The sequence below is a fragment of the Streptomyces sp. GbtcB7 genome (genome assembly GCF_019091445.1).
Lineage (GTDB): Bacteria > Actinomycetota > Actinomycetes > Streptomycetales > Streptomycetaceae > Streptomyces > Streptomyces mirabilis.
In genome coordinates this window covers 181920-207480 of record NZ_JAGXJM010000018.1, presented here as the reverse complement: position 1 = coordinate 207480, position 25561 = coordinate 181920, and the positions used below count along the sequence as shown (strand labels likewise).

The window sequence follows — 25561 nt, the reverse complement described above, 5'->3', positions numbered from 1 at the left end:
CACTCCGGGACCTTTAGAGATCACTCGTCGGGCGGGACTTCCGCAACTCATTTCTCCTGAACGGCCAGCACGATCTTGCCCCGGTTGTCGCGCCGCTCCAGACGTTCGTGGGCCGCACGCGCCTGGTCCAGCGGGACCACCGTCTCGACCGGCACGCGGTACGTGCCCGCCGCGACCCGCCGGGCCAGCTCGCGCAGGTCCTCGCGGGGGTCGTAGCCGTGGATCTGCAGATTGGTGAGCTGGAAGCCGAGGACGGCGGCGTTCTTCGGATAGAAGTCGCGGGTGTCGATCGTGCTCGGCTCCAGGGCGACGTTGGCGAGGGCGACCACCCGCCCGCCGTGCCCGACCTCGCGCAGACTCCGTGCGAAGGCGGGGCCGCCGACGGTGTCGAGGACGACGTCCGCACCGCGCCCGCCGGTCAGCCGCAGCACCTCCTCGACCTCCGCGTCGCCCGGGTGCGCGGAGGTGTCAAGGGTGTCGTGGGCGCCGAATCCGGCGGCCCAGGCGGTCTTGTCCGGTGAACCCGCAAGCGCGACGACACGGGCACCGGCCCCGGCGGCGATCTGGACGGCCGCGCTGCCCACCCCGCTCGCGGCGGCCTTCACCACCACGGTGTCGTCCTTGGTCACCTTCGCCAGATGGCGCAGGCAGTACCAGGCGGAGAGCCAGGCCACGGGCAGGGCAGCGGCCTCGGTCAGCTCCAGACCGTCCGGCACGACCGTGACCTGCCGGGCGGGCACGACGGCCAACTCGGCGTAGAAACCGGGTGCGTTCACCCCGTCCAGGGCCATGACCCGCTGTCCGACCTCGATGCCGGTCACCCCCTCCCCCACCGCGGCGACGACACCGGCCGCCTCCACGCCCGGGATCAGCGGTGGCCGTCCGGCCCGGTGGTACCGCCCGGCACGGACCAGCGCGTCCGCCCGGTTCACCCCCGCCGCCACGACCCTCAGCAGCACCTGGCCCGGGCCCGCGACCGGGTCGGGGACCTCCGTCGGCACCAACACCTCGGGCCCGCCGAACTCGTCGATCCGCACCGCACGCATACCGCACCTGCTTCCTGGTGGACGCACCGGAGCACCACGGAACCCGAGGAGACCCACGAGAACAGTGACACCGGTTGAAGTGGTGTCACCATGCGACACCACTTCAACCGGTGTCAAGGCGCTACACTCCGGCCATGCCCTCCGCTCCCGCCGCCGTCCCCGAGCCCGCCTCGCCGTTCCCCTTCATCGGCGGACGCCCCTGCCTGAACTTCGTGGCCACGCTCGGCAAGCGGCACGCCACCCCCCTGGAGCGGCTCCCGGACCCCGACGCCCTCGCCCGCTGGATCGCCGAGGCGGGCCTGAGCGCCGGGGCCGACGACACCCCGGTGCGCGTCACCGAGGGCGATCTCACCCACGCCCGCACCCTGCGCGAGGCCCTCTACCGGCTCGTACGCGCCGCGATGGCCGGGGAGGCACCCGACCCGGCCGATGTCACGCGGGCCAACGAGGCGGCGGCCCGCCCCGACCTCGCCCCCCAGCTCGCCGAGCCGCAGGACGAGGGCGCGGGCCCCCGGCAGCCCCTGCGCTGGACGGCCGAGCGTCCCGGACCCGCGGCCCTCGCGACCGTGGCCCGGGACGCCGTCCTGCTCGTCGGCGGCCCGCTCCTTGCCAAGGTCAAGGAGTGCGAGAACCCCGAGTGCTCGCTGCTCTTCCTGGACGACTCCCAGGCCCGTCGGCGCCGCTGGTGCTCCATGGACCGCTGCGGCAACCTCGCGAAGGTGGCCGGCTACCGGTCCCGCAGCCGCACCGACTCCGGCCGGTGACGGCGGCCACCGGTTGAGAACGCCGCGGTGGTCCCCGCCTCGCGGTCCGCGCGCCAGGACACGGCGGGCGTCCGGTGCGGGTCCCGGCCGAGGAAGGCGAGCAGCACCTCCGCCCGGCCGGCGGCCGCCGGCACCTCGCGGGCAGCGGCGAACACCCCGCACGAGTCGCGCGCAACTGCGCGTAGGCGTCCGCCACACCCCGCAGCGCCTTCTCCAGCACCGTCTGCGCCTCGGCGCGTACGGCGCCGCGATCACCGGCGCCGACTCCGGTACGGGGGCGGCCACCTCACTCACCCTTGCGGACAGTTACGGTCCTCTATCAGCACGTTCGGTACGCCTGCGAAAAGGGAAAAGGCCAAGGATGCGAGACGTACGTGGTGCGTGGGCCGTGGCAGGCGCACAGCTCCGGAAGTGGCACGAGGAACCCGTGGTCGTCCAGTCGGTGCGGTCGGCGGGGGCCGCGACCGTCGCGTACGTGATCGCGCTGCGGCTCAGTCCGGAGCCCGCGCCGCTCACCGCCCCGCTCACCGCGCTCCTGGTCGTTCAGGTCACGCTCTACGCCACCCTCACCACCGGCATCCGCCGGGTGAACTCCGTGGTGGCGGGTGTCGTCGTCGCCATCGCCTTCAGCGTTCTCGTGGGTCTGACATGGTGGAGTCTGGCCCTGCTCATCCTCGCCTCGCTGGCCGTCGGCCATCTCGTCCGGGTCAGCGAGTTCGTGCCCGAGGTGGCGATCAGCGCCATGCTCGTGCTCGGCGTGACCAGGGTCGGGGACACGGCCTGGGCCAGAGTGCTGGAGACACTGATCGGCGCGGTGGTCGGACTCGGCTGCAATCTGCTCTTCGCTCCGCCGGTGTGGGTGGGCGCGGCCGGCGAGTCCATCGAGGATCTGGCACGGCGGGTACGCCAGTTGATGCTGCGCATGGGCGAGGAGGCGGCCGGCCGCACCCCCGTCGAGCACGCCACCGCCCGGCTGCACGAGGCGCGCCGCCTGGACCACGACATCGTCCAGGTGGACGCGGCGCTCCGGCAGGCCGAGGACAGCCTCAAGCTCAATCCGCGCGTACGGGAGGGCCTGCTGCACCGGATCGTGCTGCGCACCGGCCTCGACACGCTGGAGATCTGCACGGTGGTGCTGCGGGTGCTCGCCCGCACCCTCACCGACCTCGCCAAGGAGCGCGATCCCGAGCCGCTGTTCGAGCCCCAGGTGGGGGCGACGCTGGAGCAGCTGTTGTCCGAAGTGGGCGACGCCGTGGTGAGTTTCGCGGTCCTGGTGACCACGGACATCAGTCAGAACGCCGAGTCGGCCGAGGCTCGGCTCGCCGCGGAGCTGTCCACAGCCTCGGCGACCCGCGACAAGCTGGCCCAGCTGCTGCTCGAAGAGGTGCAGCGGGACGCCCGGCAGTGGCAGCTGCACGGCGCCGTCCTCACCGAGATCAACCGCATCCTGGACGAGCTGGACACGGAGCACCGCTCACGGCGGCTCATGGAGGAGCTCGACCGCGGCACCCGCGAAGAGCGCGAGCGCCGTGACCACCTCGTCCGACTGCGGCAGCGCCTTCGGATGCCCCGCGGGCCGCGACAGTCGCGCTCGGACCGGAACCGTCCCCCCGTCTCCGGTCGTTCTCTCTGAGGACAGCCGTTCCGTTTTCGGGGACGGGGGCGACGACGGGGGGAGCGGACGGATGGCCGACGACGCTGTGCGGATCGACGGGAACACACTGCGCCTGCCGGGCGGGGTGCGGGTCCGGTTCATGCGGACGCTGCGCCTGCCCGAGACGGGCACGCACGAACTGCCGCCCGGGCTCGGCGAGTTCCCCGTGCGCCGCGTCGAGGACCACGCGGACACCGTGCCCGCCGAGTGGCGTGCGCGCGGCGGTGTGATGCTGCCGGTGTATCTGCGCGAGGCCATGTGGCTGAGCTTCGCGGGCTCGACGGAGCCGGCCGCGCTCCAGGTCGGCGTGGGCAAGGTGTGCGCGGTCTCGGGCAAACCGTGGAGCTCCCTGCTCGCCCGGGACCCGCAGAACTACGTCGTGCTCCCCCGCCAGCCCTGGCTCGACGGCATCAACGCCGGGAAGGGCACGGTCCGCCAGTTCGTGGCCGTGCCGCTGGGGCTCGGCGCCACGGTCGAGGGCCAGGTCACCGGCGAGGAGGTGTGGGGCGGCCTGCAGCTGCAGTCCTTCCGGCTGAATGACGCGGAGCTCGCGAAGTGGCGTGAGTGGGAGCGCCGCCGGTCCGTGAGCACCAGGTCGGTGAAGAGCGTGTCCGCCTATGGCGCCGCCCCGCCGGCTCCCGGCGCCGCCATGGCCGCCGCGCCCGCCTCGGCGGCCCGCGCGAGGAGCGCCCCGGCCATGGGACTCGGCGTGGGAGGCTCCATGCGCCAGGAGGTCTACGTGGACGAGCGATCGCGCGGCGCCTGGGCCAGGGAGCCCGCCGGCCGGGTGTTCGTGCATCTCGTGACGCCTCCCGAGTGGCGCCGCATCACGGGCGAGGCTCCCCCGCCGTCCCCCGTCGACCGCGCGGCGTACACACGGGCCGGACTGCCCTGGTTCGAGTACTACGACGACGCGGCCCAGGACGTCGCCCCCACCGACACCCTGGGCTCGGTGCGGCCGGTCGGCGAGTGGCTCGGCGACGACCACGAGCCCTGGCAGGAGCCCTCGCCCCACCAGGTGAAACAGCTGGGCGACGCGCCGGGCGAGCCGGTCGAGGACGGTGACTGGTAGGCGGCCCCACCCGGTCGTCGGGCAACCCCGCCCACCGTTGCACAAGGTGCAACACGCGTTGCCGTTCTTGCACTTCTCGGGTGTCGCACGTCAAGGTGGCTGTGACGGCCGAGGCGACCGACACCCGAGGTGCAGGTATGAACAGTGGCGCAGATCCGGCGCGGGACGCGGGCGGCGGCTGGGGCAGGCGCCGGTTCATCGGAGCGCTGGCGGGGATCACCGCCGTGACGACGGTTCCGGCACCGGCCGCGCCGCGCACCCGCCCCGCTGCCACCACGACCCCACCCGCCGAGGGCTCCCCCGCCACCTCGGCTCCCGGGCCGACCTCTTCCTCCCCCACCGTCCGCCGGCTGTTCCTCGGCACGTACACCTCGGTCGAGGGCGGTGGAAAGGGGATCGGCCTGGCCACGTACGACCCGTCGACGGGCGCCGTCACGGCCACCGGCACACTCACCGGTATCGGCGACCCGTCGTACCTCGCCACGCATCCGAAGGGCCACACGCTGTACGCCGTCGACGAGCGGCCGGAGGGCGCCGTGACGGCCGTACGGCTCGCCGACAACCGGGTACTGGGCACCCGGAGCACCGGCGGCGCGGGCCCCTGCCACCTCTCCGTGCATCCGAGCGGACGGTGGCTGCTGAGCGCCAACTACACCTCGGGCAGCGTGGCCGTGCACCCCGTCGACGCCTCGGGCGCACTCGGCGAGCGCACTGACCTGGTCACCCACTCCAGTCCGGCACCGGGCCCCGGCCAGGACGGCCCGCACGCGCACCAGTTCGTGACCAGCCCGGACGGCGGGCACGTCCTCGCCGTCGACCTGGGCACCGACACGGTCTACACCTACCGCCTGGACCAGTCGAAGGGAACGCTCACCGAGGTCTCCCAGGCGCACACCCGGCCGGGCGCGGGACCACGCCATCTCACCTTCCACCCCGACGGCCGTTTCGCCTATCTCGCCAACGAGGTCGACAACACGGTCGTGGTCTGCGCGTACGACCCGGCGAGCGGACGGCTCACCCCGGGCGACCCGCAGTCCACCGGCACGGGCGCGGGCACGAACTACCCGGCGCAGATCCTGGTGACGTCGAACGGGTCGTACGCCTATCTCGCCAACCGCGGCCACAACAGCCTGACGCGGTACGGGGTCGAGGCGGCCGGTGCCCGGTTGAGGCTCCTGGACACCGTGCCGGTCGGCGGCGACTTCCCGCGCCACCTCGCCTTCTCACCGGACGAACGGCTGCTGTTCACGGCGAACCAGCGCTCGAGCACGGTCAGCGTCTTCCACGTCGAGGGCGCGAGCGGTGAACTCCGGCTCGCGGGCAAGCCGTTCGCCTCACCCGTCGCCGTCTGTGCGCTGCCGCTGTAGCGCGCGGGGGCAGTTCGCGGAGCTCGCCTGCGTGAGCAGCACATGCATCCGCTCGGTGAGCTGCGAGACGTCGTCGGCGGGCGAGTGGAAGGACAGGCGTACGTCGCCGTTGCCGCGCACCCGTTCGATCCGCAGCGTCAGTCCGTGCCGGTCGACGGCGAGCGGCTGGACGCGGACCGCGCCGTGCAGGCCCTCGGGCTCGACGAGGCGGGTCAGCCGCTCGACGGCGTCCGGGTGCGCGTCGGCCAGATGGGTGAGCAGGCTCGCCTCGGCCGTCGCGAGCGGGTCGGGGACGGCGTCCGCGAACTCGTCGAGGTCCACCACGAGCGCGCCGGACACCTCGCGCAGCACCACGCGCGAGGGCCGGAACTCCAGGTGACCGTCCGCCAGGACGAACCGGCCGGCCATCCAGAGCCGGGCGCGGATCCGGTTGCGCACCGGCACGGGCGCGACGTCCGCGAACTCCAGGACGGCGGAGGGCTCTCCGCGCGGCGCACAGACCGCCGCGGCCGTCAGCGCGCTGTCGTCCGGCACGTGCAGGAGAACACGGCCGTCCGCGGTGACGGTGTGCGCACCGACGAGTTCCTCCCTGCCGCCCTCCGCGGTCACCGCGCAGGACCATGCCGCGGCAAGCACCGAGCGGGCGCGCTCGGCCGCGGCGGGCGCGGCCGTCCAGGTATGACGGTCACCCATGCGGTCACCCATCCCAACCTCCCTTAGGTAAGCCTTGCCTAACCTATCGGAGATCCGGGTGCACGCCAACCACGCCACACCTGCGTCCCTCGCACGAGTTACGGCGCGATGGCGCCCAGAAGCGCCCGCGCGCACAGATCCCGCAGCTGCTCCCGGGTCAGCTCCGCCCCTCTGAGCCACTCCAGGCACACGGCCGTGGTGAAGGCGAGCCAGCCACGGACGGCGATCCGCAGCTCGGGCCGGTCCTCGATCCCCCCGGGAACGTCGGGGTCCGCGTCGAGCGCCGCCAGGATCTGCTGCTCCTGCGCGGCCAGCGCCCGCTGATAGACCCTGCGCACGGCCTGGTCACCGGCCGCGTCGGCGCGATGGAAGGCGCGGAAGCCGTGCGCGTGGGCCTCGACGTACGCCAGGAAGGTGTCGAGTCCGGCGCTCAGCTGCTCGCGGACGGGAATGCCGGGCACCGCGGCCGTCAGCCGCAGCATCCGCTCGCTCTCGCGCTCCACGACGGCCGCGAAGAAGTCCCGCTTGGTCGGGAAGTAGTGGTACAGGAGCCCGCGCGAGACCCCGGCGATCTCGGCGACCTGCTCGATCCACACCTCGTCGTACGGGCTCTCCGAGAACAGCCGCGCCCCGACGGACAGCAGCTGCTCCCTGCGCTCCTCGGTACTGAGCCGACGGCGTGTCCGCTCTCCTCGCTCCCCTTGTTTGCCCATCATGGCCGCACCTTACTTGACGTCGGTTCAACAACGGGATCACACTGAAAACCGCTATTGAACCCGCGTACAACATGGTCAGGACAGCAGCGTCGACGTGCCACAGGCACAAGGGAGATCGCGTCATGGCGGAGACGACAGGGGCCGTGCTGCCCAAGGGGTTCCGGAGCGCGGAGCTGGGCTGGCCCGAGCTGCACCGCATCCCCCGCCCGCCCTACCGGCTCCCCGCCGTCGGGGATGTGATCGGCGCGAACGTCCGCTCTCCGGTGCAGGACTCGATGCGGTTCGGGCGCAGGCTCGGGCCGATCTTCCGGCGCAAGGGCTTCGGCAAGGAGATCGTCTTCGTGTGGGGCGCCGAGCTCGCGGCCGAGCTGGCGGACGAGACCCGGTTCGCCAAGCACGTCGGCCTCGGGGTCGCCAACCTCCGGCCGGTCGCCGGGGACGGTCTGTTCACGGCGTACAACCACGAGCCGAACTGGCAGCTGGCCCACGACGTCCTCGCCCCGGGCTTCAGCCGTGAGGCGATGGAGGGCTACCACCCGATGATGCTCGCCGTGACCGAGCGGCTGATGGACCGCTGGGACGGGGAGCGCGCGGCGGGCCGGGCGGTGGACGTACCCGGCGACATGACGAAACTGACGCTGGAGACGATCGCCCGCACCGGCTTCGGCCACGACTTCGGCTCCTTCGAGCGCTCCAGGCCGCACCCCTTCGTCACCGCGATGGTCGGCACCCTGACCTACGCGCAGCGCCTCAACGTGCTCCCCGCGCCGCTGGCCCCGGTCCTGCTGCGCGGGGCCACCCGCCGCAACGAGGCGCACATGGCGTATCTGAACCAGACGGTCGACACGGTCGTGGCCGCCCGTCAGCACTCCTCCGGCGAGGGGGACCTGCTCGACCGGATGCTGGAGACCGCCCACCCGGAGACGGGGGAACGGCTGACGCCCGAGAACATTCGCCGCCAGGTGATCACCTTCCTGATCGCCGGCCACGAGACGACCTCGGGCGCGCTCTCCTTCGCCCTGCACTACCTCGCCCAGCACCCGGACGTCGCCGCCCGCGCACGGGCCGAGGTGGACCGGGTCTGGGGCGACACTCCCCTGCCCGCCTACGACCAGGTCGCCAAGTTGCGGTACGTCCGCCGGGTCCTCGACGAGTCGCTACGACTGTGGCCGACCGCGCCCGGCTTCGCGCGCGAGGCCCGCGAGGACACCGTGCTGGGCGGGGTCCACCCGATGCGGACGGGTGCCTGGACCCTGGTCCTGACGACGCTGCTGCAGCGCAACCCGGAGGTGTGGGGCGCGAACGCCGAGGACTTCGACCCGGACCGCTTCGACCCGGGGGCCGTACGGTCCCGGCCCGCCCACACCTTCAAGCCGTTCGGCACCGGGGCGCGGGCCTGCATCGGCCGGCAGTTCGCGCTGCACGAGGCGACGCTCGTCCTGGGCCTGCTGCTGCGCCGCTATGAGCTGCGGCCCGAGCCGGACTACCGGCTGCGGATCGCCGAGCGGCTGACGCTGATGCCGGAGGGGCTGCGGCTGCATCTCAACAGCCGTGTGCCCGCTGCCGATTCACTCGCCGGCCGTCCAGTGGCCCGGGCGGGTGACTGACCGCGGCAGCCTGGTCCCGGCGCTGCCCCTGGCCGCGTTCAGCTGGGGCTGGGTCAGGAAGAACGCGTCGGTCAGATCCGCGTCCGTGAGATCCGTGTCGCGGAAGTCGGCGCCGATCAGGTCCGCGCCGCGCAGATCGGCGCCGGTGAGGTCGGCGGCGATGAGGTAGGCGCCGCGCAGGTTGGCGCCCCGCAGGTCGGCGCCCTTGAGGCGGGCGCCCATGAGGTCGGCGCCGCGCCGCTCCTTCTTCTTGCCGCGGCCGACTCCCGCGCGCACGAGTTCGCTGGTCCGCAGCAGGAGGGTGTTGACCTGCTGCCGGTGCGCGTTCACGTCCAACGCCCCGAGTTCCTCCGCGGATCGGTTCGTCAGGCGCTCCGTCTCGGCGAGGGCTCGGCGGAGGTCGGCGTGGATCGGCCGGGCCGGGGCGAGGGTCAGGGCCTCGTTCAGGTACCAGAGCAGTTCGTGGAGCTGGCGGACGACCGGGAACACGTCGAACATCTGCCGGGCTCGTTCCCGCGGGCCTGTGCGCCAGTCCTGGCCGGCGAAGGTGACCTGGGAGACCTGCTGGCCGGCGCCGAAACAGTCGTACACCGTGCACCCGTTGAACCCCTTCTCCCTCAGCTGCGTGTGGATTCCGCACCGGGAGTCCGTCCGCAGGTTCTGGCAGGGCTTTCCCGCGTCCTTGTCGATCGCGAAGTCCGCCGAGCGGGTGAAGGGCAGGGCGACACAGCACAACCCGAAACACCGACCGCAGTCGGCCCGCAACTCAAGGAGCCGGTCATCGACTGCCGTCACGCTGTCTTCTCGCATGTCACCAGCGTACTGAGGCGGCAGGCGCCCTCCGTGAGGGGTTCTCTCGCCCCCGCCGCCCCTACCCGTCCCATCCCTGGGGGCTGCCGCCCCCAGACCCCCGCTTCGGCCTGAACGGCCTCGTCCTCAAACGCCGGACGGGCTGAAAGATGCGCGCCGGCGCTCTCAAGGGGCGCGGGGAACTGCGCGCCCAGCCCCCACCGGCCCGCAGCCGAAGAACACACCCGGGGGGTCTGGGGGCGGAGCCCCCAGGGATGGGACGGGTAGGGGCGGCGGGGGCGAGGGACCGGGGCTCAGCCCTCCAGGCCGGATAGGCGTTCGGGGTCGGCGAGGATGTACATCTCGACGATGCGGCCGTCGGTGATGGTGACGCCCATGACGGACAGGGGGCGGCCTTCGGGGGCCGTGACGACGCCGACCGCCCCGTTGACCAGCACGAGCCGGGAGAACTCCGCGAACTGGCGGAACATGAGCGCCTGTTGGGCGACGCCGGTCGCACCGTGGACCACCTTGGACGCCGCCGCCCCGCCGACGAGCACACCGGAGTCGACACGGAGCACGACATCGGGATGGAGGACGGACACCAGCGCCTCGAAGTCCCCGGCGCGCGAGGCCGCGAGGAACGCGTCGAGGACCAGTTTCTGCCGGGCGGGATCGAGCTCGGGCTCCGGCGCGGCAGCGCCCCGTACCCGCCGCCGCGCCCGACTCGCCAGCTGCCGCGTCGCGGCCGACGAGCGGCCCACGACGGGCGCGATGTCGTCGAAGGGCATCGCGAACATGTCGTGCAGGACGAAGGCAAGGCGCTCGGCGGGTTCCAGTGTCTCCAGGACCACCAGCAGGGCCAGCCCCACCGAGTCGGCGAGCAGCACCTCCTGCTCGGGGTCGATCCGCTCCAGGGGGCTGACCAGCGGGTCAGGGACATAGGTGTCCAGCGGCTCCTCGCGGCGCGCGGCACGCGTACGCAGCAGGTCCAGACAGACCCGGCCGACCACCGTGGTCAGCCAGCCCGCGAGGTTCCTGATCTCATCGACGTCCGTGCGGCCGAGCTTCAGCCACACCTCCTGGACCGCGTCGTCCGCCTCGCTCAGCGAGCCGAGCATCCGGTACGCCACCGCCCTCAGGCGACCGCGGTGCTCCTGGAACCGATCCGCGAGGTGTTCGAGGAGTTCGTCGTCGTCCATCGCGTTGCCCTCTCCCCCCAACGGCGCCCGGTCAGATCTCGTCGCGCGACAGCGCCAGCAACCGGTCCAGGACGCGCGACCCCCCGGCCCGTACACCGTCGTGCTCGAACTCGTCGGTCACCCAGGTCCGCAGACCACCGATGGCACGGGCCGTGCGCAGGGAGTGCTCCGGGTCGACGTACATGTCGTCGTGGTAGACCGCGGCGGCCACCGGCACCTCGTTGGCGGCGAGGCGGGCGGGGTCGTACAGCGGCCGCCAGTCGGTGCGCGCGGCGAGTTCCTCGGCGGTCTCGCGGAGGGGACGCAGCGCGGGGTCGGTGTCGAACACCCAGGGGTGCACGGACTCGCCGGTGAACAGCAGCGGTCCGTCGTCCGCGAGGGCCTTCGCCGCGTCGAACTGGGGGAACTCGGCGCGCACCCGCTCGGCGGACCAGGCGGTCGGCCGGTCGTCCTGGGCGTAGCAGGCCTCGTGGACGAGCGCGTACAGGGGGTGGCCGGCGTACGAGAGGAGGCCCTGTGCCTCCTCCTTGAAGGCGTCGGAGAGGGCCGGGCCCTGCGGGGTGCGGACGAAGGCCTCCTCCAGGAGGTAGTGCAGACGGTGGCTGCCCTCGCCACTGCCGAGGAGGATGCCGAGGGACTGGAAGGCCTCGACGGTCAGGCGGTAGCCGTTGCTCAGGACGGTCTCGTGGCGGAGGAGATGGTCGGCGATCTGCCGGGCCCGCTCGACGTCCTGGGGGTAACGCGCGTAGTGTGCCGCGACCTTGCGTTCGATACGGGGATACGCGGCCCGGTAGACGTCGTCCGCGTGCGCGTCGAGGGAGGGCAGACCGCCGGTGATGAGGGCCGCGCGCAGTCCTTCGGGGGCGGTCGAGAGGTAGTGCACGAGGCAGAAGCCGCCGAAGCTCTGGCCGAGTACGGTCCAGGGGTCGCCGCCGGTGAGCCGGGGGCGGATGGCCTCGCAGTCGCGGACGATGGAGTCGGCGCGGAAGCGCGCGAGGTAGTCGGCCTGCGCGCCGGGGCCGCCGCGCAGCGGCAGCGTCTGGCGATTGGCGGGCGTGGAGTGGCCGGTGCCGCGCTGGTCGAGCAGCAGCACCCGGAACTCCTTCAGCGCGCGGCCGAGCCAGGCCTGCTTGCCGACGAAGCGGTTGGCGCCGAAGCCGGGGCCGCCTTGGAGGTAGACCATCCAGGGGAGGTCCTGGTGCGCCTTGTCGCTCGCGACGACCTCGCGGGCGAACAGTTCGATGCTCTCCCCCGCCGGGTCGTCGTGGTCGAGGGGCACGGTGAAACGGTGGTCGGTGAGGACGACACCGGGCTGGCGGTAGCTGAAGGTCAACAGGGCTCCCGAGACGTACGGATCCAGGCTGCGTCCCAGTTGAGCACATGATCGCCGACCGGCCGAGACCGGGGATCAAGAAAGTCGTACTGAATGGTCGCTCAGCAGTCCAGGCGCGCGGACCGTGCCGCGCGTCAGCGCGCCGACAGGCTGGAGCGGCGCACGACCAGCTCCGGCTGGAGCACCACGCGCCGGTGTTCGTGCGGTGTGGGTGCCGTCTCGGCCTCCGTCTCCTCCAGCAGCAGTTCCGCGGCGAGGGCGCCCATGGTCATGGCTGGCTGCCGTACGGAGGTGAGTGGGACGGCCGCCGCGGCGGCGAACTCGATGTCGTCGTAGCCGACGATCGCGAGGTCGTCGGGGACGCCGACGCCCGCCGCGTACATGGCCTGCAGGACGCCGAGCGCGAGCAGGTCGTTGGCGCAGAAGACGGCGGTCGGGCGGTCGGCGAGGCCCAGGAGGCGGGCGCCCGCGTCGCGGCCCGCGGCCACGTCGAGGCGCTGGGTGGGCAGCTCCCGCATCGCGGTGGGCGCCAGGCCCGCCTCGGCCAGCGCGTTCAGGGCGCCCACGCGGCGGTCCCTGACCTGGTTGAGGCCGGGCGGCCCACTGACGTACGCGATCGACCGATGGCCCGCGTCGACCAGATGCCGTACGGCCAGCGCGCCGCCCGCCACGTCGTCGACCGAGACCGAGCACTCGGTGGTGCCCTCGGCGACCCGGTCGACCAGCACGAAGGGGATGCCGTTGCGGCGGAACGTCGCGATGTTGCGCCCGGTCGCGTCGGCGGGCGTCAGCAGCACGCCGCGTACCCGCTGCTCGGCGAAGAGCGACAGGTAGTCGGCCTCCTCGCTGGCGCTCTGCGCGCTGTTGCAGACCATCACGCCGAGCCCGGCGTCCCGCGCGGCGCGCTCGGCGCCACGGGCGACGTCCACGAAGAAGGGGTTGCCCATGTCGAGGACGAGCAGGCCCATGATCCGGCTGCGTCCGGCCCGCAGCTGGCGCGCGGACTCGCTGCGGACATAGCCGAGCCGGTCTATCGCCGACTGGACACGGGCCCGGGTCTCGGAGGCGACGCTGTCCGGGCGGTTGATGACGTTCGAGACCGTGCCCACGGAGACTCCGGCGGCGCGGGCGACGTCCTTGATACCCACCGACTGTGCCATCAGGCAGGAACCTCCAGGGGGACGAGAAGCGGCGGGCGGGCCTTCACATTACCCGCGAGTCCGCCGACTTCGCTGGTCATGCGGGCAGCCGGAAGTCGACGACGTGGAGCGCCGAGGGCGTGGTCCCGCTGGACTTCTCCTGGTACATGACCGACAGTGTCCCGTCCTGTGAGACGCGCGTCTCGTCGATCACCACCTCACCGAAGGCGTTGAGGCCGCTGCCGTCGTACAGGAGTGTCCAGTCCGTGTACCCGGAGGACTTCGAGGCGCCCGCGATCCGGCCGAAGGGCATGATCGCGTAGGCGTTGTCGTACTTGTCCAGGATCAGCTTCGTGCGCTGGCTCGAGCCGAGGGCGATCGGGATCTCGGTCTTGGTCCAGCTGCCCGAGGCGTTCTTGCGGAGGTGGAAGGCGCGGCCGTTGTTCGTCCGGTCGGTGACGTAGTTCGTGGTGCACTGGCCGAAGCGCCCGGGCACATAGCTGATGATCGCGTGCGGCAGGCCGGTGGAGTCGGTGGCCTGGCTCTCCTGGTTCATCAGGGAGTGGTCGGGGTTGAGCGCGTCGACGACGAGTCCGGCGTCGGTGACACCCACCGTGTCGGAGCCGCCCGTGGTGCCGACGAGGGTGCCCGCGTTGTTGCGCCAGGTGCGGCCGCGGTCGGTCGAGTAGACGTAGCCGGTGTCGTGGTTGGTGATGCCGCCGCTGTTGCACATCACGGCGCCGTTCTGCTCGCGCCAGGTGAAGAAGGAGTGCAGGCGTCCGTTGACGTCGTAGTCGATGCCGTGCAGGTACATGTTGCGGGCGGTGCTAGAGCCGTGCTCGCTGGTGTACGTGCCGGTCGAGCCGGACCACTCCCCGAGAGCGGTCCAGGACGCGCCGTCGTACTCCGCGAGGGCGTTGCGCCCGTTTCCGGAGATGCCCACCCGGTAGCTCAGCTGGAGCTTGCCGTCGGGCGTGGAGACGAACTGGGGGTAGGTGAACTGCGTGGTGAGCGCGAGGCCGTCCAGCGAGGTCTGTACGGCTCCGAAGACGGCGGAGGTCCAGGCGGTGGAGGCGGGGTTGTCGAGCAGCCCGGCCACCGACTTCACGTAGAAGAAGCCGTCGCTGTGGGAGTCCATGTTGAGGTGCAGCCGGCCGTCGGTCCTCGACACGCCCATGGAGATCACGTTGTGCGAGTCGGAGCTCTTGAGCCGATGGGCGAGGGTGACCGTCGACCAACCGGACGCGCCGAGCGCCCGGCGGGCGACGACCGCGCTGCGGTCGGTGGTGTACCAGACGGCGTACTGGTAGCCCTTGTAGGTCAACAGACCGTTCTTCTGGAACGAGTTGTTGTTGACCAGGCCGTCGTACGACACGAAGAACAGGGCCTGGGCGTCGAGTTGGGTGCTGCCGGTGAGGGAGACCGAGGGGCCGGGGTCGGCCGCGCGAGCCGTACCGGCGCCGATTCCGGGGCCTGCCACACCGGTCAGCAGGGCCGTGGCCAGCAGGGTGCGTCTCTTCATGTCCGGACTCCTGGGTAGGGCTTCGCGCGGGTGCCGGCGGATGCCGGCGGGTGACGGGGGTGCCAGGAAGGTGTCAGGCGAGGTGGAAGACCTCGGTGAGAGGCTTCATGGCCTCGTCGGGTCTGGCGCCGTCCAGCGATTCGAAGAACGGCGCCATCTCCGCCTGCCAACGGGCATTGATGTCGGTGGCTTCCATGCCGGCCTGCGCGGCCGCGAAGTCCTCGGTCTCCAAGTAGCCGACCAGCAGACCGTCCTCGCGCAGGAAGAGCGAGTAGTTGTGCCAGCCGGTGGCCGAGAGCGCGTCGAGCATCTCGGGCCACACGGCGGCATGCCGCTCGCGGTACTCGTCGAGGCGGTCCGCACGGACCTTCAGCAGAAAGCACACACGCCGCATCAAGGGACCCCCGGATCCTAGAAGTTGAACTGGTCGATGTTCTTGGCGTTGAAGACGGTCGGCTTGCCCAGGTTGATCACGCCGTCCTTGCCGATGGTGAACGAGCCCATGTCACCGGCCTTGAAGGTCTCACCCTCGGCTCCGGTGATCTGCCCCGAGGACAGCGCCACGGCCGTACGCGCGGCGAGTTCGCCGAGCTTCGCCGGGTCCCACAGCTCGAAGGCGTCGACGGTGCCGTTCTTGACGTACTTGCGCATGTCGTTGGGGGTGCCGAGGCCGGTCAGCTTGACCTTGCCCTTGTACTTGGAGCCGGAGAGGTACTGGGCCGCGGCCTTGATGCCGACGGTGGTCGGGGAGATGATCCCCTTGAGGTTCGGGTGCTCCTGGAGGAGACCCTGGGTCTGCTGGAAGGACTGCTGGGCGTCGTCGTTGCCGTAGGCGACCTTGACCAGCTTGATGTCCTTGTACTTGGGGTCCTTCAGCTCCTCCTTCATGAAGTCGATCCAGGTGTTCTGGTTCGTCGCGGTCTGCGCGGCGGACAGGATCGCGATCTCGCCCTTGTAGCCGATCTGCTCAGCGAGCAGCTGCACCTCGGTACGGCCCAGGTCCTCGGCGCTGGCCTGCGAGACGAAGGCGTTGCGGCACTCGGGGTTGGTGTCGGAGTCGTAGGTGACGACCTTGATCTTGTTGCTCATGGCCTGCTTGAGCGCGGTGCACAGGGCGCCCGGGTCCTGCGCGGACACGGCCATCGCGTTGACCTGCTGCTGGGTGAGCGTGTTGACATAGCTCACCTGGCCGGAGGTGTCGGTGGCGCTGCTGGGGCCGACCTCCTTGTACTTGGAGCCCAGCTCCGTCAGCGCCTTCTCGCCGCCCTTGTCCGCCGAGGTGAAGTACGGGTTGTTGACCGCCTTGGGCAGGAAGCCGACCGTGAGACCCTTCTTGATGGCCGCGTTCGGGTCGGCCTTGCCGGTCGCGGCGGCCGAGCCGCCCCCACTCTTCACGTCGTTCTTGGTGGTGCCGCCGCAGGCGGTGACGGCCAGGGCGAGCGAGGTGACGGCGGCGAGCGCCGCGCCGGTACGGCGGAGGGATGACTTGCGCATGGCGGGTTCCTTTTGACGGAGGTGAGTGCGGCGCGCCCCTGAAAGGGCACAGGGCTGTATCGGACATGCGGCTCCGCCGCGTGGACGCGAGCGACCACGGACGGCCCGCGGTTCTCGAGCGGTCTATCCAGCGGAGCGTGCCGCCCTCGCTACGGAGATCTGCCGTGCGACCCGGGGGCCGAGCACGGAGATGACGAGCAGAACCCCGGTGACGACGATCTGCGACTGCGCGGAGACGTTCAGGAGACTCATCACGTTCTGCAGCGCGCCGAGCAGGAAGACTCCCGCGATCGCGCCGCCGAGCGTGCCCTTGCCGCCGTCGAAGTCGATGCCGCCGAGCAGGACGGCGGCGACGACGGAGAGTTCGAGGCCGTTGGCGTTGTCGTAACGGGCGCTGGCGTAGTGCAGGGCCCAGAAGATGCCGGTGAGCGAGGCCATGAAGCCGGTGGCGACGAAGAGGATCAGCTTCTGCCGCTTGACGCGGATGCCGGCGAACCGGGCGGCCTCCTCGTTGGCGCCGACCGCGAAGGCCGAGCGACCGAACGGGGTGGCGTGCAGTACCACCACCGCGATCGCGAGGAGTACGAGGAAGGGCAGGAAGGCCTGCGGGATGAAGGTGTTCCCGATGCGTCCGGCCGCGAAGTCCTGGTACTGGGTGGGGAAGTCGGTGACCGCGTCCGAGCCGAGCACGATCTGTGCGATGCCCCGGTAGGCGGCGAGGGTACCGATGGTGACGGCGAGGGACGGCAGCCCGAGCCGGGTCACCAGCAGACCGTTGACCAGTCCGCACACCACTCCGAGGAGCAGGCAGATCGGGATGATCGTCTCGATCGCCATGCCCTGGTTCCACAGGGCGCCCATCACCGAGCCGGACAGACCGGCCGTGGAGGCGACGGAGAGATCGATCTCCCCGGCCACCACGAGCAGGGTCATCGGCAGCGCGATCAGCGCGATCGGCAGGGTGTTGCCGATCAGGAACGACAGGTTGAGCGAGTTGCCGAAGCCGTCGACGAAGCCGAAGGAGAACAGCAGCAGGACGATGAGGAGGGCGCCGACGACCGTGTCCCAGCGGACGGCACGCGCGAGGGACGAGTCAGCCATGGCGGGCGTTCCTCTTCTTCAGTGCGGAGGCCACGCGCAGCGCGACGATCCGGTCGACCGCGATGGCGAGGATGAGCAGGATGCCGTTGATGGCGAGCACCCAGACGGAGCTGACGCCGAGGGCGGGCAGCACACTGTTGATGGAGGTCAGCAGCAGCGCGCCGAGCGCGGCGCCGTAGACGCTGCCGGAGCCGCCGGTGAAGACGACACCGCCAACCACGACCGCGCTGACGACGGTGAGTTCGTAGCCGGTGCTGGTACCCGAGTCGACGTTGCCGAACCGGGCGAGGTAGAGGGCGCCCGCGAGTCCGGCGAGGCCGCCGCACACGACGTACGCGGTGAGGATCCGCTTGCGGACGGGGATGCCGGCGAGCCGGGCGGCCTCCGGGTTGGAGCCCAGCGCGTACAGTTCGCGGCCGCTGCCGAAGTGCTTGAGGTAGTACGCGGTGACCAGCAGGACCGCCAGCGCGATCAGGGCCAGGTACGGGACCGCGGAGATGCCGCCGGAGCCGAAGTCGACGAAGCCGCCGGGGAGGTCGGCCGCGGTGATCTGGCGGGAGCCGACCCAGATGGAGTCGACGCCGCGGATGATGTACAGCGTGCCGAGGGTGACGACCAGCGCGGGCACCTGGCCGAGGCTGACCAGCAGGCCGTTGACCAGTCCGCAGCCGATGCCGAGCAGGACGGCCAGGAAGACCGCGACGACGGGGTTTCCGCCGCCGTGCAGATAAGTGCCGGCCGCGAAGGCGCTGATGCCGAGGGTGGAGCCGACCGACAGGTCGACGTTCCGGGTGATCACGACCAGCGACTGACCGGTGGCGACCAGCACCAGGATCGTCGCGTTCAACAGCAGGTCCTTGATGCCCTGTTCGGACAGGAACTCGCTGTTGCCCATCTGGGTGATGGCGATCATCACCAGGAAGACGACCAGGATGGCGAGTTCACGCATCTTGAAGACACGGTCCACCAGCCGGGTACCACTCGACTTGGGCACCTCGGCGGCGGGCGCGGGATTGGGTGCGGTCACCGTCATACGGCGGCCCTCCGGGGGATGTTCAGGGTCTGGCGGACGACCGTCGAAGTGAGGGGAACGGCCCCCTGGGAAGAAGCGGGTGTGGCGCGGGCGGCCGAACCGGCGGCTCCCAACTCCCCACCGGCGGCCCGCTCAACGTTCTCGGGGGCGAACCGACCGCCCGCACCGACCGCTGCCGGTGCTGCCGGTGCTGCCGGTGCTGCCGGTGCTGCCGGTGCTGCCGGTGCTGCGTCGAGGGTGGCGCGCCTGGTGGCTGTCACGCGGCAGCCCTCCCCGTCGCGGCGGCCATCACGGTCTCCTCGGTGGCTTCGGAGCGGGGTATCTCGGCGGTGAGCCGGCCCTCGTGCATCACCAGCACCCGGTCGGCCATGCCGAGGATCTCGGGCAGGTCGGAGGAGATCATCAGGACGGCCACCCCGTCGGCGGCCAACTCGGAGAGCAGCCGGTGCACTTCGGCCTTCGTGCCCACGTCGATGCCCCGGGTGGGCTCGTCGACGATCAGCACCTTGGGGCCGGTGGCGAGCCACTTGGCGAGGACGACCTTCTGCTGGTTGCCGCCCGAGAGCGTGTTGACGGTGTCGGCGATCCGGGCGTACTTCACCTGGAGCTTGACCGCCCAGTCGAGGGAGCGGCTGCGCTCGGCGCCGCGGTCCACCAGCCCCGCCTTCACCGTCGTACGCAGCCCGGTGAGCCCGATGTTGCGCTCGATGGACATGTCCATCACCAGGCCCTGGGCGCGCCGGTCCTCGGGGACGAGGGCGAGCCCCGCGGCCATGGCCGTGGAGGGCGCTCCGTTCGTCAGCGACTTCCCGTCGACCTCGACCTCTCCGGCGTCCCAGCGGTCGACGCCGAAGACGGCCCGGGCGACCTCCGTACGCCCGGCACCGACGAGTCCGGCGAGACCGACGATCTCGCCGCGCCGTACGTCGAAGGAGACGTCGGTGAAGACGCCCTCACGGGTCAGCCGACGCACGCTCAGGGCGACTTCGCCCGCCTCGACGTCCTGCTTGGGGTAGAGCTCGCCGAGGTCGCGGCCGACCATCCGGCGTACGAGGTCGTCCTCGGTCATGCCGTCGAGGAGCTCGCTGGAGATCCGGGCGCCGTCGCGCAGGGTCGTGACCCGTTGGCAGATCTGGAAGATCTCCTCCAGGCGGTGCGAGATGAACAGCACCGCCGAACCCTGCTCGCGCAGGGTGCGCACGACACCGAAGAGGCGGGCCACCTCGCTGCCGGTCAGGGCGGCGGTCGGCTCGTCCATGATCAGGACGCGGGCGTCGAAGGAGAGCGCCTTGGCGATCTCGACGATCTGCTGGTCGGCGATGGACAGTCCGCGCGCCGGGCGGTCGGGGTCGAGTTCGACACCGAGTCGCTTCATCAGGGCGGCGGTCGCCTCGTGGGTGGCCTTGTGGTCGATACGGCCGAGGGCGCGCCGGGGCTGGCGGCCCATGAAGATGTTCTCCGCGATCGACAGGTCGGGGAAGAGGGTGGGCTCCTGGTAGATCACCGCGATGCCCGCGTCGCGGGCGTCGGCGGGACCGTGGAAGACGGTGGGCTCACCGTCCAGCAGCACCCGACCGGCGTCCGGTCGGTGCACGCCGGCGAGCGTCTTGATGAGGGTCGACTTGCCCGCGCCGTTCTCACCGGCGAGAGCGTGCACCTCGCCGGGGAACAGTTCCAGGGACACGTCCCGCAGGGCGCGTACCGCGCCGAAGGACTTGGAAATGTCCTCCAGCGCCAGTACGGGGGCCGGACCCGCGTCGGACCGGTGGGTCATGTGAGCTCCTCAACGACGCGGGCGGCGAGGCCTCACGACGTCGTGAAAGGTTTCAACTAGGTTGCCGGGACGTTAGGCAGGTAGCCCAGGTCACGTCAATGGGTTCGGGTCGAAATTTTCGATAGCCGATGGTCACAACCGAGTCACGGAGGGCGGCCTTCACCCAGGGGCTTGACACGCCTCCGGAGGGCTCATAGCTTCGGCGTTCTGAATCGTTTCAGATCGTTTCAAGCGGAAGAGCAGTTCCGATCAGGCAGAAGTGCAGTTCGGACCCGACTCCACAAGTCGTTCGAAACCGAAGCCACACCCGAAGTCACAGGAGCCCCGAAGTGACCGAGCTTGCCGCGGTGAAGACCGCCCTCAAGACCCAGGCAGTAGAGACGCCCTCGTGGGCGTACGGGAACTCGGGAACCCGCTTCAAGGTGTTCGCGCAGCCCGGAGTCCCGCGCAATCCGCGCGAGAAACTGGACGACGCCGCCCAGGTGCACGCCTTCACGGGGGCCGCGCCGACCGTCGCGCTGCACATCCCCTGGGACAAGGTCGACGATTACGGGGCGCTGGCGAAGTACGCGCAGGAGCGCGGCCTGAAGCTGGGCGCGATCAACTCCAACACCTTCCAGGACGACGACTACAAGCTCGGCTCCATCTGTCACCCGGACGCCGCCGTCCGCCGGAAGGCTGTCGATCACCTGCTCGAGTGCGTGGACATCATGGACGCGACGGGTTCGAAGGACCTGAAGCTCTGGTTCGCCGACGGTACGAACTATCCCGGTCAGGACGACATCCGTGAGCGCCAGGGCCGGCTGGCCGAGGGCCTGGCCCAGGTCTACGAGCGACTCGGGGACGACCAGCGGATGCTGCTGGAGTACAAGTTCTTCGAGCCCGCCTTCTACATGACGGACGTCCCGGACTGGGGCACCGCGTACGCGCACTGCCTCAAGCTCGGCCCGAAGGCGCAGGTCGTCGTCGACACCGGGCACCACGCGCCCGGCACCAACATCGAGTTCATCGTCGCGACGCTGCTGCGCGAGGGGAAGCTCGGCGCGTTCGACTTCAACTCGCGGTTCTACGCGGACGACGACCTGATGGTCGGCGCGGCCGATCCCTTCCAGCTGTTCCGGATCATGTACGAGGTGATCCGCGGCGGTGGCTTCACGCCGGATGTCGCCTTCATGCTCGACCAGTGCCACAACATCGAGGCGAAGATCCCGGCGATCATCCGTTCCGTGATGAACGTGCAGGAGGCGACGGCGAAGGCGCTGCTCGTGGACGGTGCGGCGCTGGCCGACGCGCAGCGTACCGGGGATGTACTCGCGGCCAACGCGGTGATCATGGACGCGTACAACACCGATGTGCGGCCGTTGCTGGGTGAGGTGCGCGAGGAGCTGGGGCTGGATGCGGATCCCGTCTCGGCGTACCGCCGATCCGGGTGGGGGGAGAAGATCGCGGCGGAGCGGGTGGGTGGGCAGCAGGCGGGGTGGGGGGCCTGAGCGGCTGAATCTCGTCTGCCTGGTTCGGCTCGTCGCAGGCTGCGGGCCGTATGTGGCTGGTCGCGCAGTTCCCCGCGCCCCTTCGGGGCGCTTCACCGCAGGTACATCACATCTCACCCTTCTTTCTTTTCTCTAAGGACTAGGAACATGGCATCCCATCCCGAAGCCGCCGCTCTGCTGGCCCGGTCGCACCGGCTCGGTGCTGATCCTCGTAATACCAACTACGCGGGCGGCAATGCCTCCGCTAAGGGCACCGATACCGACCCTGTGACCGGCGGTGATGTCGAGCTGATGTGGGTGAAGGGGTCGGGTGGGGATCTCGGCACCCTGACCGAGTCGGGGCTCGCCGTGCTGCGGCTGGACCGGCTGCGGGCGATGACGGAGGTCTACCCGGGGGTGGAGCGCGAGGACGAGATGGTCGCCGCTTTCGACTACTGCCTGCACGGCAAGGGCGGCGCGGCCCCGTCCATCGACACGGCGATGCACGGGCTGGTGGACGCGGCCCACGTCGACCATCTGCACCCCGACTCCGGGATCGCGCTGGCCTGCGCGGCGGACGGCGAGAAGCTGACCGCCGAGTGTTTCGGCGACAGTGTGGTGTGGGTGCCGTGGCGCCGGCCCGGCTTCCAGCTGGGTCTGGACATCGCGGCGGTCAAGGAGGCCAACCCGCGGGCGATCGGCTGCGTCCTGGGCGGGCACGGCATCACGGCGTGGGGCGACACGGCTCAGGAGTGCGAGCGGAACTCGCTGCACATCATCCGCACCGCCGAGGCGTTCCTCGTCGAGCGTGGCAAGGCGGAGCCCTTCGGGCCCGTCGTCGAGGGGTACACGGCCCTGGAGGCCGCCCAGCGCCGGGAGCGGGCCGCGGCGCTGGCGCCGTACGTCCGGGCCCTCGCCTCGCAGGACAAGCCGCAGGTCGGCCACTTCACCGACTCCGACGTCGTCCTCGACTTCCTCGCGAGCGCCGAGCACCCGCGCCTCGCCGCGCTCGGCACCTCATGCCCCGACCACTTCCTGCGGACCAAGGTCCGGCCGCTCGTCCTCGATCTGCCGCCGACCGTGGAACTGGACGCGGCGATCGCGCGGCTGAAGGAGCTGCACGGCGAGTACCGCGAGGAGTACGCGGGCTACTACCAGCGGCACGCCGACGCCGACTCCCCCGCGATGCGCGGGGCGGATCCGGCGATCGTGCTGATCCCCGGTGTCGGCATGTTCTCCTTCGGCAAGGACAAGCAGACCGCGCGTGTGGCCGGCGAGTTCTACGTCAACGCGATCAACGTGATGCGGGGCGCCGAGGCGGTCTCGGCGTACGCGCCGATCGAGGAGTCGGAGAAGTTCCGCATCGAGTACTGGGCGCTGGAGGAGGCCAAGCTCCAGCGGATGCCGAAGCCGAAGCCGCTCGCCACCCGGGTGGCGCTGGTGACGGGGGCGGGCAGCGGGATCGGCAAGGCGATCGCCGAGCGGCTCGTCGCCGAGGGCGCGTGCGTGGTGATCGCCGATCTCGACGCGGAGAACGCCGTCGAGGTCGCCGCCTCGCTGGGCGGGCCCGACAAGGCCGTCGCCGTCACCGTCGACGTGACCTCCGAGGAGCAGATCGCCGAAGCCTTCAGGGCGGCGGTGCTCGCCTTCGGCGGCGTCGACCTGGTGGTGAACAACGCCGGTATCTCCATCTCCAAGCCGCTGCTCGAGACCACCGCGAAGGACTGGGACCTCCAGCACGACATCATGGCCCGTGGCTCCTTCCTCGTGTCGAGGGAGGCGGCGCGGGTGATGATCCTGCAGAGGCTGGGCGGGGACATCGTCTACATCGCGTCCAAGAACTCGGTCTTCGCCGGTCCGAACAACATCGCGTACTCCGCCACCAAGGCCGACCAGGCGCATCAAGTACGGCTCCTCGCCGCCGAGTTGGGCGAACACGGCATCCGGGTGAACGGCGTCAACCCCGACGGGGTCGTGCGCGGCTCGGGCATCTTCGCGGGCGGCTGGGGCGCGCAGCGCGCGGCGACGTACGGCATCGAGGAGGAGAAGCTCGGCGAGTTCTACGCCCAGCGGACCATCCTCAAGCGCGAGGTGCTGCCCGAGCACGTGGCGAACGCCGTGTTCGCCCTGACGGGCGGGGATCTGACCCACACCACCGGTCTGCACGTCCCGGTCGACGCGGGTGTCGCGGCGGCCTTCCTGCGATGAGCGAGCACGTGAAGAGCTTCGCCGCGGTCGACCTCGGCGCGTCCAGCGGACGCGTCATGGTCGGCCGCGTCGGCCCCGAGTCCCTGGAGCTGACGGAGGCGCACCGATTCCCGAACCGGCCGGTGCGGGTCCCCGAGGGGCTGCGGTGGGACATCCTCTCGCTGTACGCGGGGGTGCTCGACGGACTGCGGGCGGCCGGGCAGGTCGACTCCGTCGGCATCGACAGCTGGGCCGTGGACTACGGGCTGCTGGACGCCGACGGCGCGCTGCTCGGCAACCCGGTGCACTACCGCGACGCCCGCACCGAGGGGGTCGCGGAGAAGGTGTGGGCCACCGTGCCCGCCGCCGAGCTGTACGCGGCGACCGGCCTCCAGTACGCACCCTTCAACACCCTGTACCAGCTCACGGCGGCCCGCTCGACGGCACAACTCGCCGCCGCCGAACGGCTGTTGCTCGTTCCCGACCTGCTGGCGTACTGGCTCACGGGCGAGGCGGGCACGGAGATCACCAACGCCTCGACCACCCAGCTGATCGACCCGCGCACCCGTGACTGGTCCCACGACCTCGCGGACCGGCTCGGTATCGACCTCAAGCTGTTCGCGCCGCTGCGGCAGCCGGGCGACCCGGCCGGTCTGCTGCTCCCGCGGGTCCTGGAGGAGACCGGGCTGAGGGGCTCGGTCCCGGTGACGACCGTCGGCTCGCACGACACCGCGTCCGCGGTCGCCGCCGTCCCGGCGGCGGGCGAGCGGTTCGCGTACATCTGCACCGGCACCTGGTCCCTCGCGGGCCTGGAGCTGGAGCGGCCGGTCCTCACCGAGGCGAGCCGCGCGGCCAACTTCACCAATGAACTGGGCCTGGACGGCACGGTCCGCTATCTGCGGAACATCATGGGGCTGTGGCTGCTCCAGGAGTGTGTACGGGAATGGGGGCAGCCCGATCTGGGTGAGCTGCTACGGGCCGCCGCGGAGGTGCCCGCGCTGCGGTCCGTGGTGGACGCGGGCGACGCCGCCTTCCTGGCCCCCGGCCGGATGCCGGACCGGATCACCGACGCCTGCCGGGAGTCGGGACAGCCCGTGCCCGAGTCGCGCGCCGAGATCACCCGTTGCATTCTCGACTCCCTCGCGCTCGCCCACCGCAGGGCGATCCGCGAGGCCGAGGCTCTCGCCGACCACCCGGTCGATGTCGTCCACATCGTCGGCGGCGGCACCCGCAACGAGCTCCTGTGCCAACTGACGGCCGACGCCTGCGGACTGCCGGTCGTGGCCGGCCCGGCGGAGGCCGCCGCGCTCGGCAACGTCCTCGTCCAGGCCCGGACCCACGGACTGGTCGGCGACCGTACGTCGATGCGGCGACTCCTCGCCCGTACGCAGCCGTTGCGGCGGTACGGGCCCCGGGGCGACGCGGCGGCCTGGCGCGCCGCCCAGGACCGGCTCACCCGCGGGTGAACGGGAACTCCCGCCCGCCGTGACGGGGGCCTTTCACCCGTCCGCGAGAGGGACTCACCCGTGTCTATGAGCGGGGACTCCCCTGCCGCTCGCCCTCCGCGTACCCTGCACTCATCCGATGATCGATCCCAAG

At 71.1% G+C, this 25561-nt stretch carries 22 protein-coding genes; 8 read left to right on the top strand and 14 right to left on the bottom strand.

The genetic code is table 11. From position 1 onward, the window contains the following. Positions 1 to 47: 47 nt before the first annotated feature. The gene (locus tag KVT44_RS28450; RefSeq protein ID WP_217569654.1) at positions 48 to 1046 is read right to left on the bottom strand and encodes a zinc-binding alcohol dehydrogenase family protein; all 999 of its coding nucleotides are present in this window, start codon (positions 1044 to 1046) and stop codon (positions 48 to 50) included. A 134-nt stretch (positions 1047 to 1180) separates the two neighbouring features. On the opposite strand from KVT44_RS28450, the gene KVT44_RS28445 reads away from it, so the two are divergent. Continuing rightward, positions 1181 to 1810, top strand: coding sequence for an ABATE domain-containing protein (locus KVT44_RS28445; protein WP_217569652.1), 630 nt, complete (start codon positions 1181 to 1183; stop codon positions 1808 to 1810). On the opposite strand, the gene KVT44_RS28440 is transcribed toward KVT44_RS28445, so the two are convergent. Then, complete coding sequence (locus KVT44_RS28440) at positions 1774 to 1965, bottom strand: hypothetical protein (protein WP_217569650.1); 192 nt, start codon at positions 1963 to 1965, stop codon at positions 1774 to 1776. The two genes, KVT44_RS28445 and KVT44_RS28440, sit on opposite strands and share 37 nt — an antisense overlap. A 206-nt stretch (positions 1966 to 2171) precedes the next feature. Here KVT44_RS28440 and KVT44_RS28435 point away from each other — a divergent pair, with 206 nt between their 5' ends. The 3 genes from KVT44_RS28435 (at position 2172) to KVT44_RS28425 (ending at position 5903) form a co-directional block, all read left to right on the top strand. Next, positions 2172 to 3443: an aromatic acid exporter family protein gene (locus KVT44_RS28435; RefSeq protein WP_190171027.1), complete on the top strand. Its 1272-nt coding sequence runs from the start codon at positions 2172 to 2174 to the stop codon at positions 3441 to 3443. A gap of 52 nt (positions 3444 to 3495) precedes the next feature. Beyond that, on the top strand, positions 3496 to 4536 hold the full coding sequence (locus tag KVT44_RS28430; RefSeq protein ID WP_190171026.1) for a hypothetical protein: 1041 nt from the start codon (positions 3496 to 3498) through the stop codon (positions 4534 to 4536). Positions 4537 to 4673: 137 nt separating this feature from the next. Then, complete coding sequence (locus KVT44_RS28425; RefSeq protein WP_217569648.1) at positions 4674 to 5903, top strand: lactonase family protein; 1230 nt, start codon at positions 4674 to 4676, stop codon at positions 5901 to 5903. On the opposite strand, the gene KVT44_RS28420 is transcribed toward KVT44_RS28425, so the two are convergent. Both KVT44_RS28420 and KVT44_RS28415 read right to left on the bottom strand, forming a co-directional pair. Further along, positions 5871 to 6596: a DUF2470 domain-containing protein gene (locus KVT44_RS28420; RefSeq protein ID WP_217569695.1), complete on the bottom strand. Its 726-nt coding sequence runs from the start codon at positions 6594 to 6596 to the stop codon at positions 5871 to 5873. The two genes, KVT44_RS28425 and KVT44_RS28420, sit on opposite strands and share 33 nt — an antisense overlap. A gap of 98 nt (positions 6597 to 6694) precedes the next feature. Next, positions 6695 to 7312: a TetR/AcrR family transcriptional regulator gene (locus KVT44_RS28415; protein WP_075028043.1), complete on the bottom strand. Its 618-nt coding sequence runs from the start codon at positions 7310 to 7312 to the stop codon at positions 6695 to 6697. Positions 7313 to 7434: 122 nt separating this feature from the next. Between KVT44_RS28415 and KVT44_RS28410 the strand changes: the two genes are divergently transcribed. Further along, positions 7435 to 8919 (top strand): cytochrome P450, encoded by a 1485-nt coding sequence (locus KVT44_RS28410; protein ID WP_217569646.1) that lies wholly within the window; start codon positions 7435 to 7437, stop codon positions 8917 to 8919. On the opposite strand, the gene KVT44_RS28405 is transcribed toward KVT44_RS28410, so the two are convergent. The 10 genes from KVT44_RS28405 to KVT44_RS28360 all read right to left on the bottom strand — a co-directional run bounded on the left by KVT44_RS28405 (position 8881) and on the right by KVT44_RS28360 (position 20306). Then, on the bottom strand, positions 8881 to 9729 hold the full coding sequence (locus tag KVT44_RS28405) for a pentapeptide repeat-containing protein (protein WP_217569644.1): 849 nt from the start codon (positions 9727 to 9729) through the stop codon (positions 8881 to 8883). The genes KVT44_RS28410 and KVT44_RS28405 overlap by 39 nt on opposite strands. Positions 9730 to 10022: 293 nt before the next feature. Beyond that, on the bottom strand, positions 10023 to 10910 hold the full coding sequence (gene sigJ / locus KVT44_RS28400) for an RNA polymerase sigma factor SigJ (protein WP_217569642.1): 888 nt from the start codon (positions 10908 to 10910) through the stop codon (positions 10023 to 10025). A 31-nt stretch (positions 10911 to 10941) separates the two neighbouring features. Then, positions 10942 to 12243 carry an alpha/beta fold hydrolase gene (locus tag KVT44_RS28395; protein WP_217569640.1) on the bottom strand — a complete coding sequence of 434 codons (1302 nt, stop codon included), beginning with the start codon at positions 12241 to 12243 and terminating at the stop codon, positions 10942 to 10944. A 134-nt stretch (positions 12244 to 12377) separates the two neighbouring features. Then, complete coding sequence (locus tag KVT44_RS28390) at positions 12378 to 13403, bottom strand: LacI family DNA-binding transcriptional regulator (RefSeq protein WP_217569638.1); 1026 nt, start codon at positions 13401 to 13403, stop codon at positions 12378 to 12380. A 76-nt stretch (positions 13404 to 13479) separates the two neighbouring features. Continuing rightward, a complete protein-coding gene (locus KVT44_RS28385; RefSeq protein ID WP_217569636.1) occupies positions 13480 to 14904 on the bottom strand; it encodes a BNR repeat-containing protein in 1425 nt (474 codons plus the stop codon). Positions 14905 to 14977: 73 nt separating this feature from the next. Further along, a complete protein-coding gene (locus KVT44_RS28380) occupies positions 14978 to 15298 on the bottom strand; it encodes an L-rhamnose mutarotase (RefSeq protein ID WP_217569693.1) in 321 nt (106 codons plus the stop codon). A 17-nt stretch (positions 15299 to 15315) separates the two neighbouring features. Beyond that, positions 15316 to 16398: a rhamnose ABC transporter substrate-binding protein gene (gene rhaS, locus KVT44_RS28375; RefSeq protein ID WP_099919130.1), complete on the bottom strand. Its 1083-nt coding sequence runs from the start codon at positions 16396 to 16398 to the stop codon at positions 15316 to 15318. A gap of 123 nt (positions 16399 to 16521) precedes the next feature. Further along, the gene (locus KVT44_RS28370) at positions 16522 to 17499 is read right to left on the bottom strand and encodes an ABC transporter permease (protein WP_190171019.1); all 978 of its coding nucleotides are present in this window, start codon (positions 17497 to 17499) and stop codon (positions 16522 to 16524) included. Next, positions 17492 to 18532: an ABC transporter permease gene (locus KVT44_RS28365; RefSeq protein WP_054233461.1), complete on the bottom strand. Its 1041-nt coding sequence runs from the start codon at positions 18530 to 18532 to the stop codon at positions 17492 to 17494. The genes KVT44_RS28370 and KVT44_RS28365 overlap by 8 nt, the downstream gene beginning before the upstream one ends. Before the next feature lie 256 nt (positions 18533 to 18788). Continuing rightward, complete coding sequence (locus KVT44_RS28360) at positions 18789 to 20306, bottom strand: sugar ABC transporter ATP-binding protein (RefSeq protein WP_217569634.1); 1518 nt, start codon at positions 20304 to 20306, stop codon at positions 18789 to 18791. A gap of 329 nt (positions 20307 to 20635) precedes the next feature. Between KVT44_RS28360 and rhaI the strand changes: the two genes are divergently transcribed. The 3 genes from rhaI (at position 20636) to KVT44_RS28345 (ending at position 25428) form a co-directional block, all read left to right on the top strand. Continuing rightward, entirely contained in the window at positions 20636 to 21796 is a 1161-nt protein-coding gene (rhaI, locus tag KVT44_RS28355; RefSeq protein WP_190171017.1) for an L-rhamnose isomerase, read from the top strand. Between the two features lie 147 nt (positions 21797 to 21943). Further along, entirely contained in the window at positions 21944 to 23983 is a 2040-nt protein-coding gene (locus KVT44_RS28350) for a bifunctional aldolase/short-chain dehydrogenase (protein WP_217569632.1), read from the top strand. Further along, complete coding sequence (locus KVT44_RS28345; protein WP_254649966.1) at positions 23980 to 25428, top strand: rhamnulokinase family protein; 1449 nt, start codon at positions 23980 to 23982, stop codon at positions 25426 to 25428. The genes KVT44_RS28350 and KVT44_RS28345 overlap by 4 nt, the downstream gene beginning before the upstream one ends. The last annotated feature ends 133 nt before the right edge of the window (positions 25429 to 25561 follow it).

Coding starts and splice junctions, on each gene's coding strand:
- KVT44_RS28450 (WP_217569654.1), bottom strand. CDS start 1,046: ATGCGTGCGGTGCGGATCGACGAGTTCGGCGGGCCCGAGGTGTTGGTG.
- KVT44_RS28445 (WP_217569652.1), top strand. CDS start 1,181: ATGCCCTCCGCTCCCGCCGCCGTCCCCGAGCCCGCCTCGCCGTTCCCC.
- KVT44_RS28435 (WP_190171027.1), top strand. CDS start 2,172: ATGCGAGACGTACGTGGTGCGTGGGCCGTGGCAGGCGCACAGCTCCGG.
- KVT44_RS28430 (WP_190171026.1), top strand. CDS start 3,496: ATGGCCGACGACGCTGTGCGGATCGACGGGAACACACTGCGCCTGCCG.
- KVT44_RS28425 (WP_217569648.1), top strand. CDS start 4,674: ATGAACAGTGGCGCAGATCCGGCGCGGGACGCGGGCGGCGGCTGGGGC.
- KVT44_RS28420 (WP_217569695.1), bottom strand. CDS start 6,596: ATGGGTGACCGTCATACCTGGACGGCCGCGCCCGCCGCGGCCGAGCGC.
- KVT44_RS28415 (WP_075028043.1), bottom strand. CDS start 7,312: ATGATGGGCAAACAAGGGGAGCGAGGAGAGCGGACACGCCGTCGGCTC.
- KVT44_RS28410 (WP_217569646.1), top strand. CDS start 7,435: ATGGCGGAGACGACAGGGGCCGTGCTGCCCAAGGGGTTCCGGAGCGCG.
- KVT44_RS28405 (WP_217569644.1), bottom strand. CDS start 9,729: ATGCGAGAAGACAGCGTGACGGCAGTCGATGACCGGCTCCTTGAGTTG.
- sigJ (WP_217569642.1), bottom strand. CDS start 10,910: ATGGACGACGACGAACTCCTCGAACACCTCGCGGATCGGTTCCAGGAG.
- KVT44_RS28390 (WP_217569638.1), bottom strand. CDS start 13,403: ATGGCACAGTCGGTGGGTATCAAGGACGTCGCCCGCGCCGCCGGAGTC.
- KVT44_RS28385 (WP_217569636.1), bottom strand. CDS start 14,904: ATGAAGAGACGCACCCTGCTGGCCACGGCCCTGCTGACCGGTGTGGCA.
- KVT44_RS28380 (WP_217569693.1), bottom strand. CDS start 15,298: ATGCGGCGTGTGTGCTTTCTGCTGAAGGTCCGTGCGGACCGCCTCGAC.
- rhaS (WP_099919130.1), bottom strand. CDS start 16,398: ATGCGCAAGTCATCCCTCCGCCGTACCGGCGCGGCGCTCGCCGCCGTC.
- KVT44_RS28370 (WP_190171019.1), bottom strand. CDS start 17,499: ATGGCTGACTCGTCCCTCGCGCGTGCCGTCCGCTGGGACACGGTCGTC.
- KVT44_RS28365 (WP_054233461.1), bottom strand. CDS start 18,532: ATGACGGTGACCGCACCCAATCCCGCGCCCGCCGCCGAGGTGCCCAAG.
- KVT44_RS28360 (WP_217569634.1), bottom strand. CDS start 20,306: ATGACCCACCGGTCCGACGCGGGTCCGGCCCCCGTACTGGCGCTGGAG.
- KVT44_RS28350 (WP_217569632.1), top strand. CDS start 21,944: ATGGCATCCCATCCCGAAGCCGCCGCTCTGCTGGCCCGGTCGCACCGG.
- KVT44_RS28345 (WP_254649966.1), top strand. CDS start 23,980: ATGAGCGAGCACGTGAAGAGCTTCGCCGCGGTCGACCTCGGCGCGTCC.